Below are 7,464 nucleotides of genomic sequence, written 5' to 3' on the forward strand. Positions count from 1 at the left end.
CATCCTCATATTATTTCTAATAAATAATATGATTAATATGCTAAATTTATACTAATTTTTATAAAACTCTTCTTGCCCTTCCTACTAAGTTCCAAGGAACATTTGTAATTCTAATATTAGCATTTTTATTTGGTGCTTCTATCCATTGTCCATTTCCAATGTACATACCAACATGTTGAAGGTTTGAATAAAATAATAAGTCTCCTGGTTTTAAATTATTTAATGATACTTCATAACCATTTTTTATTTGATCCCAAGTTGTTCTGCCCAAAGAAATACCTGCATTTCCAAATCCCCATTGCATAAGACCTGAACAATCAAAAGCTCTATAACCTTTATTAACATAACTTTCTACTCGTGAATACGCTCCATTAGCAGCTTGAGTAGGGAAAGTTGCCTTCAAAGTCCTAAGAGAAGCTGTTGTAAGAAGTTGTCCATATCCGCCCCAGCAATATGGTACACCAAGTTGAGATTTCATATTACTTAGTACTGCTGAATATTTATCAGATTGTGATAATGAACTTCCACCACCAATTTGTATATAATCTTTACTTACATATGCATTTTGACCATTATAATTTATTTTATAAAAGCCTCCGCTTTCTCCTGTTATTGTTACAGAAGAACCTCTGCTTAATGTTCCAATTATAGAATTAGATGTTGATGCTCCTGATCTTATATTTAATACACTAGCTGTTACAATACCTGTTTTATTAGTTATACTATTTCCAGAAGATGACGAACTAGATCCTTTTGAAATATAATCCTTTGATACATAAGCAGTCTGACCGTTAAAATTTATAGCATAAAAGTTCCCATTTTCTCCTGTTATTGTTACTTTTTGACCATTTAATAAGTATCCCAAAACTGATGAACTTGTACTTGCAGCTGATCTTACACGTAAATTAGTTGAAACATTTACAACTGTTCCTAATATACTTGAATTGCTTCCGGATTGATTTCCAGAAGTAGAACCTTTACTTACATAATCTTTACTTACATATCCCTTTGTACCATTGTAACTAATAGCATAAAATGCTCCATTTTCTCCTGTTATTGTTACACCTTGTCCATTTTTTAAGTGACCAATAATTCCATATGATGTTCCAGGACCACTTCTTACATTTAATGAAGTTGAAACATTTACAACCACCCCTGAAGAACTAGTTAAATTTTCTGCAGAACTGTTATTTTGTGAAATTATTTTAACATAATCCTTATGTACATATCCTGTTATGCTTCTATAAGTTATTTTATAAAAATCGCCACTTTGAGAAATAACCGATACTTCTGTATTATTTAAAAGATATCCTAGTATACTAGAACTTGTACTAGCTTGCGATCTTATTCTTAAATTTGTAGTTACATTTACTATTTTTCCTTTTTGAGTTGACTTAGCAGCTGCTTCTTCAACTTCAGTTTTATCTTCTGTAACTTTTAATGAATCATCATTCTTTTTACTACTAACTTCATCTTGTTTATCACTATCTGCAGTTTTTGTTTCTGCTGATTCTTTAAAAACTTCATCTGCTAATGCACTTTTATCATTAAGTGTAACACCTCCAACTACTAATGTAGATGCTACTACTATTTTCATTATTTTCTTTCTATTCATGAAAAATCACCCTTGCCTTCGTTTGTCTTTATTATACTTTTTTTTCATGTGTAATGCATTGTTTTTATTAATCATTAACTCAATTTTATCATTTAGTGTATTTTATTAACACATAGTACATTTTTTTAGATAAAACTCACAAATATGATATATTTTTGAAATTATATCACAAAAAAATTCTAGACATCTTTAACTAAAAATGTCTAGAGTAAAACCATTAATACTATACTACTTTTTTTCTATTTTTCTACCTTAAATATAACATTTGCAAGTTTTTTATATACAAAATATGCAACTGCAGATACAATTACAGCTTTTATTGTATTAACAGGCAAAAGTCCTACCAAAACATAATCCATAAATTCACTACCTGAAAGATTCATATGAAATGCAGGAAGAAGGAAATAATAATTTGTTGCTATTGCTCCAACTTCCATAACTACTGTTCCTACAATCATTCCTATTAATGCACCCATAGGTAATCTTTTATATTTGTATATTAAAGAAGCTGGAATAACAAAGAATAAACCTATAATGTAATTTGCTATTTCGCCTACAAATCCAGTGTGGGTTCCCATTATTAATAACTTTAATGCTATTTTTAGTGTTTGAATTACTATTGCAGCTAATGGGCCAAAAGCAAGTCCACCTATTAACGCTGGAAGTTCTCCAAAATCAATCTTTAGCCATGTAGTAGTTGGAAATGGTATTTCAAGACACATAAGTACAGCAGCAATTGCTCCAAGTAATGCAATTTTTATCATTTTTCCTAAATGTTCATTAGTGTTTTTCAAAATTAATCCTCCTTATATAAAAAAGACCTGCAAAAATCTTGCAGGTCTTGAATAAATTCAATTTAATAATTAAATTTATATTTCTTCTTCCATCCAGACTATACTGTCGGCTTCGGAATTGCACCGAATCATGCTAAATAAACTTAGCTCGCAGGCTATACTGCCGGTGGAGAATTACACTCCGCCCTGAAGATTTTCATATATTTTCTTTTTATACTATACAATATTAAAAGTATAATTTCAATAATTATATTAATCATTAACTACTTCTTTTTTTTCTTCTTTTTCTCCAAACAACTTACCAAAACATGATACAGCAACCATTATTCCAAGAGCCATTAAAAGTATTGCAAATATCAACTGTAATCCATCAGTTAAGAAAGCAAAGTTATTACCAGCAATTAACTTTTGTACTAAAGATATTGTTGATTGAATTAATGAAGTAAATGTTACTACAAGCATAATTACCATAGGTGCCCAAAGCATAAAGCCCTTTCTGCCTGTTACTCTTAAAAATACTGCAAGTGTAATTAATACTAATGCTGATAAAAGTTGATTAGCAGAACCAAATAATGGCCATACACTATTATATCCACCAAGAGAAAGAACTAATCCTAAAGCTAGTGTAATAAAAGTTGATACATATTTGTTAGTTAAAAAAGCTACTACAGGTGACATATTTTCTTTATCAGTACTACCATCTATAAATAATTCTTGGAAAAACATTTTTCCTATACGTGCAACTGAATCAAGTGTTGTAAGACCTAAAGCTGATACACACATTGTCATAAAGCAAGTTGCAACATAATTTGGTATTCCTATTGTTTCTAAGAATCCTGCAACAGATCCTGCAAATACTGAAAATGGTGTTCCCTCTGGTAATTTACCTCCTGTTGCTGCTGCTCCTACTACTACTAAAGCTACAACTCCAAGCAATGTTTCTACATTCATAGCACCATAACTTATTGTAAGCATATCTTTTTCATTTTTTACTTGTTTTGATGATGTTCCAGATGATACTAAACTATGGAATCCTGAAACAGCACCACATGCTATTGTTATAAATAATGTTGGGAATAAGTTTTTACCTCCCACATTAAATCCAGTAAATGCTGGCAAATTCATTGGAGGATGTGCTACAAATATTCCAAGAATTGCACCTATTATCATTCCAATTAACATAAATGAACTTAAATAATCTCTAGGTTGCATCATTATCCACATTGGTGCTATTGCTGCAACAAAAATATAAACAAATATTACACCAAGCCATACATTCTTACTAAAATATAGTGGACAAGCCATTCCTATTGCAAGCATTGCAATTAGTAATATAATACCAATTATAAATTGTTCTTTACCACTTGGCTTTCTATGTTTTATATATATACCAAATGCTATTGATACAAAAATAAATAACATTGAAATTGATGCAGCAGCAGCATTAGGTGTAACTTTTGCACCATCTTTACCAAAACCATTAAATGTACCTGCAACTATATCTGCGAAGGCTGCAATAACAAGTAATGAAAAAATCCATGCAAAAAGTGAGAAAAGCTTTTTACCTGTTTTGCCAATATATTTTTCAATTAAATATCCCATTGATTTTCCATCATTTTTAACTGATGCATACATAGCTCCAAAATCATGTACAGCTCCAAAGAATATACCACCTATTAAAAGCCATAATAAAACTGGTAACCATCCAAAACATGCTGCAATAATTGGTCCTGTTACAGGGCCTGCACCTGCTATTGATGAAAATTGATGTGAAAATACAACACCTTTAGAAGTAGGTATATAATCTTCATCATCTTCTAATCTATAAGCTGGTGTTTTAGCTTCTGGATCTATTCCCCATTTGTTTGCTAACCACCTTCCATAAAGTAAATAGCCACATCCAAGGGCAACAATTGCAATTAATATAAGTACTATACCGTTCATAAAAAACGCCCCCATTTAAATTATTACATTAACATACTCAAACTTACTTTTATTAATATATATACAAACACATTTGCATATTTATTAAATTAAGTACTCTTAAGTATATTAATATTATGTTAATAATATTAGCACTTTATAATCATTTTTTCAATTATGCAGCTATTTTTTATAATTTTATTAATAAATTTGCGTTTTTTTATAAATACCAAATTTTTATATTCGTTTTCAAAAATCATTTTATATTTATGCACATAGTTATTGCAAAATGACAAAAAAGCTTGTTACAAATTATAAATTTAATTTATATTTCGTAACAAGCAATATATTTTCTTATTCTTTTATATCCTTCATGCTTAATGCAATTCTCTTTCTTTTTTCATCTACTTCAAGAATTTTTACCTTTATTACATCTCCAACCTTTACAATGTCTAATGGATGCTTAACAAACCTGTCTGCCATTTGGCTTTTATGAACCAGCCCATCTTGGTGAACTCCAATATCGACAAATGCACCAAAATCAGAAACATTTCTTACGGTTCCCATAAGAATCATTCCAGGTGTTAAATCTTTAAGATCAATTATACCTGTTTTTAAAATTGGCTTTGGCATCTCATCTCTTGGATCTCTTCCTGGTTTTTGAAGTTCCTTTATTATATCTTTTAATGTTAATTCTCCAATTTCTATTTCCTTTTCTATGTTTTTGATACCTTTTTCCTTAACTCTATCTTCTATATCAAATAATTTATTATTTTTCAAATCATCTTCTGAATAACCTAAAATTTCAATGAGTTTCTTGGCTTCTTCATATGATTCAGGATGAACAGCAGTATTATCTAAAGGTTCATTACTTTCAGAAACTCTTAAAAATCCCGCACATTGTTCATAAGCTTTTTGCCCAAGCCTCTTTACCTTTAATAGTTCCTTTCTTGATTTAAAGCCACTATTTTCATCTCTATATTCTACTATATTTTTCGCAATAACTGAATTTATTCCAGATACATATGTTAAAAGGCTAGGTGTTGCTGTATTTAAATCTACTCCAACTTTATTTACAGAATCTTCAACTACCCCTTGAAGTGATTCCTCTAATCTCTTTTGAGTAACATCATGTTGATATTGTCCAACTCCAATAGCTTTTGGATCTATTTTTACAAGTTCAGCCATAGGATCTTGAAGTCTTCTTCCTATAGAAATGGCACCTCTTACCGTAACATCTAAATCTGGATATTCTTCTGTTCCAAGCTTAGATGCTGAGTATACAGAAGCTCCTGCTTCAGATACTATTACATAAGAAACTTCCTTTCCTGTTTCTTTTTTTATTTCTGAAATCATTTCAGCTATAACCTCTTCAGATTCTCTTGATGCTGTACCATTTCCAAGAGATATCACATCAACATCATATTTATTTATAAGCGCCTTTAATGTTTTCTTAGTGCCTTCTATATCTCTTTTAGGTACAGTAGGGTACACTGCTGTATTTTCTAAGAACTTACCATTACTATCAAGAATTGCTATTTTACATCCTGTTCTAAAACCAGGATCATACCCCATTACTGTTTTTCCTTTTATAGGAGCTTGCATTAAAAGCGCTTTTAAATTTTCCTTAAATACATTTATTGCTCCTTCCTCTGCTCTGTCTGTAAGTTCACTTCTTATTTCTCTTTCTATTGAAGGATAAATAAGTCTTTTGTATGCATCTCTAATTGCTATTTTAATATATTCATCAGTATTTTCATTATTTTTCAAAACATGATTTTCTAAATATTTAATTATCTTTTCATCATTTGCTTTAATCTTTACTGATAATATTTTTTCCTTTTCACCTCTATTAATTGCAAGAATCCTATGAGATGGAATCTTTTTAACCTCTTCACTATATTCATAATACATTTCATATGGTGTTGTCTCATCACTTGAACCTTTAGATTCAATAACTCCTTCTCTCATTACAAGTTCTCTTATATATTTTCTAAACTTTGCTTCTTCAGATACAGCTTCAGCTATAATATCAAGTGCCCCATTTATAGCATCATCTACTGTTTCAACTTTTTTCTCTTCATTTATATATTTAGAAGCCTCTTCTCTTACATCACCACTAAACTTACCATTCATAATAATATCTTTTAATGGTTCTAGACCTTTTTCCTTTGCTATAGTAGCCCTTGTTCTTTTCTTTGCCTTATATGGTCTATATATATCTTCAACTTCAGTTAATGTTTCAGCTTTTGAGAGTGCATTAACTATTTCTTCTGTAAGCTTACCTTGTTCTTCAATAAGCCTTTTAACATCAGCCTTTCTTTCATCTAAATTTCTCAAATATGTTAATCTTTCAGAAAACTTCCTAAGAATTTCATCTGAAAGTCCTTCTGTTCTCTCTTTTCTATAACGTGCTATAAATGGAACTGTATTTCCTTCATCAAGCATTTCTATTACACTATCTACCACACCTAATTTTATTCCAAGTTCCTTTGATAATCTTTCTTGTATACCCATGATACCTCCATTTTTATGTATAAAATTAACATTATAATTATATACTTATAACAAAAAAAATAAAAGCTATTTTATTTTTCTTAAAATAGCTTTCACCTTGTAAAATTATTTAGTCTTTATTCTTTTAAAAACAATTAATTAACTAAGCTGCCTTTTAATCATTATTAATCCATTCATTAAAAACTTCTGGTTTAAAACCTACTACTGCTTTTTTACCATTTCTAACTATAGGAGTTTTTATAAGTGTTTGATCCTTAAATAATATTTCTATTTTTACATCTGCACTTCGTACATTTGCAATTCCTGATGTTTTATAATTTTTAGCTTTTTCATTAACCAAATCATTAATAGAAACAGATGACTTTACAGAAGTTAATTCTCCCTTGCTAATTCCTTTTTCTTTCATATCTATAAATTGATACTTTATTCTTCTTTCCTTAAAGAATCTCTCAACTTTTTTAGTATCAAAGCACTTTTTTGCACCAAAAACCTGTATATTCATAGTTCCTGCTACTTAAAACGTAATCAAATATAAACATTTTAAGAATTTTACTGTTTCAATGTATCTGCTTTTGTTATAAAAACTACTTGCATTTGATATGATACTCCACAGTC

5 protein-coding genes and 1 riboswitch are annotated in these 7,464 nt (G+C 29.7%); all 5 genes read right to left on the bottom strand.

Annotated elements, in window-relative coordinates; genetic code table 11:
• Window positions 1-58: 58 nt before the first annotated feature.
• The 5 genes from ACTNAO_RS08855 to ACTNAO_RS08875 all read right to left on the bottom strand — a co-directional run bounded on the left by ACTNAO_RS08855 (window position 59) and on the right by ACTNAO_RS08875 (window position 7,351).
• Window positions 59-1,615 (bottom strand): SH3 domain-containing protein, encoded by a 1,557-nt coding sequence (locus tag ACTNAO_RS08855; RefSeq protein ID WP_441028242.1) that lies wholly within the window; start codon window positions 1,613-1,615, stop codon window positions 59-61.
• A gap of 239 nt (window positions 1,616-1,854) precedes the next feature.
• Entirely contained in the window at window positions 1,855-2,409 is a 555-nt protein-coding gene (locus tag ACTNAO_RS08860; RefSeq protein WP_441028244.1) for an ECF transporter S component, read from the bottom strand.
• Window positions 2,410-2,486: 77 nt separating this feature from the next.
• Window positions 2,487-2,607: riboswitch (FMN riboswitch) on the bottom strand.
• 54 nt (window positions 2,608-2,661) lie between these two features.
• The gene (locus ACTNAO_RS08865) at window positions 2,662-4,353 is read right to left on the bottom strand and encodes a carbon starvation CstA family protein (RefSeq protein ID WP_441028246.1); all 1,692 of its coding nucleotides are present in this window, start codon (window positions 4,351-4,353) and stop codon (window positions 2,662-2,664) included.
• Window positions 4,354-4,686: 333 nt separating this feature from the next.
• Window positions 4,687-6,849 (bottom strand): Tex family protein, encoded by a 2,163-nt coding sequence (locus tag ACTNAO_RS08870; RefSeq protein WP_441028248.1) that lies wholly within the window; start codon window positions 6,847-6,849, stop codon window positions 4,687-4,689.
• Between the two features lie 154 nt (window positions 6,850-7,003).
• Window positions 7,004-7,351 (bottom strand): arsenate reductase family protein, encoded by a 348-nt coding sequence (locus tag ACTNAO_RS08875; protein WP_441028250.1) that lies wholly within the window; start codon window positions 7,349-7,351, stop codon window positions 7,004-7,006.
• Window positions 7,352-7,464: the final 113 nt, after the last annotated feature.

Origin of the sequence: Clostridium sp. HCP1S3_C6, from assembly GCF_052066735.1 — a bacterium.
In the GTDB taxonomy this organism is placed as follows: domain Bacteria; phylum Bacillota; class Clostridia; order Clostridiales; family Clostridiaceae; genus Clostridium.

What these genes read in the sequence shown, in the direction of transcription:
- ACTNAO_RS08870 (WP_441028248.1), bottom strand. Translation starts at nt 6,849, where the DNA reads ATGGGTATACAAGAAAGATTATCAAAGGAACTTGGAATAAAATTAGGT.
- ACTNAO_RS08855 (WP_441028242.1), bottom strand. Translation starts at nt 1,615, where the DNA reads ATGAATAGAAAGAAAATAATGAAAATAGTAGTAGCATCTACATTAGTA.
- ACTNAO_RS08875 (WP_441028250.1), bottom strand. Translation starts at nt 7,351, where the DNA reads ATGAATATACAGGTTTTTGGTGCAAAAAAGTGCTTTGATACTAAAAAA.
- ACTNAO_RS08865 (WP_441028246.1), bottom strand. Translation starts at nt 4,353, where the DNA reads ATGAACGGTATAGTACTTATATTAATTGCAATTGTTGCCCTTGGATGT.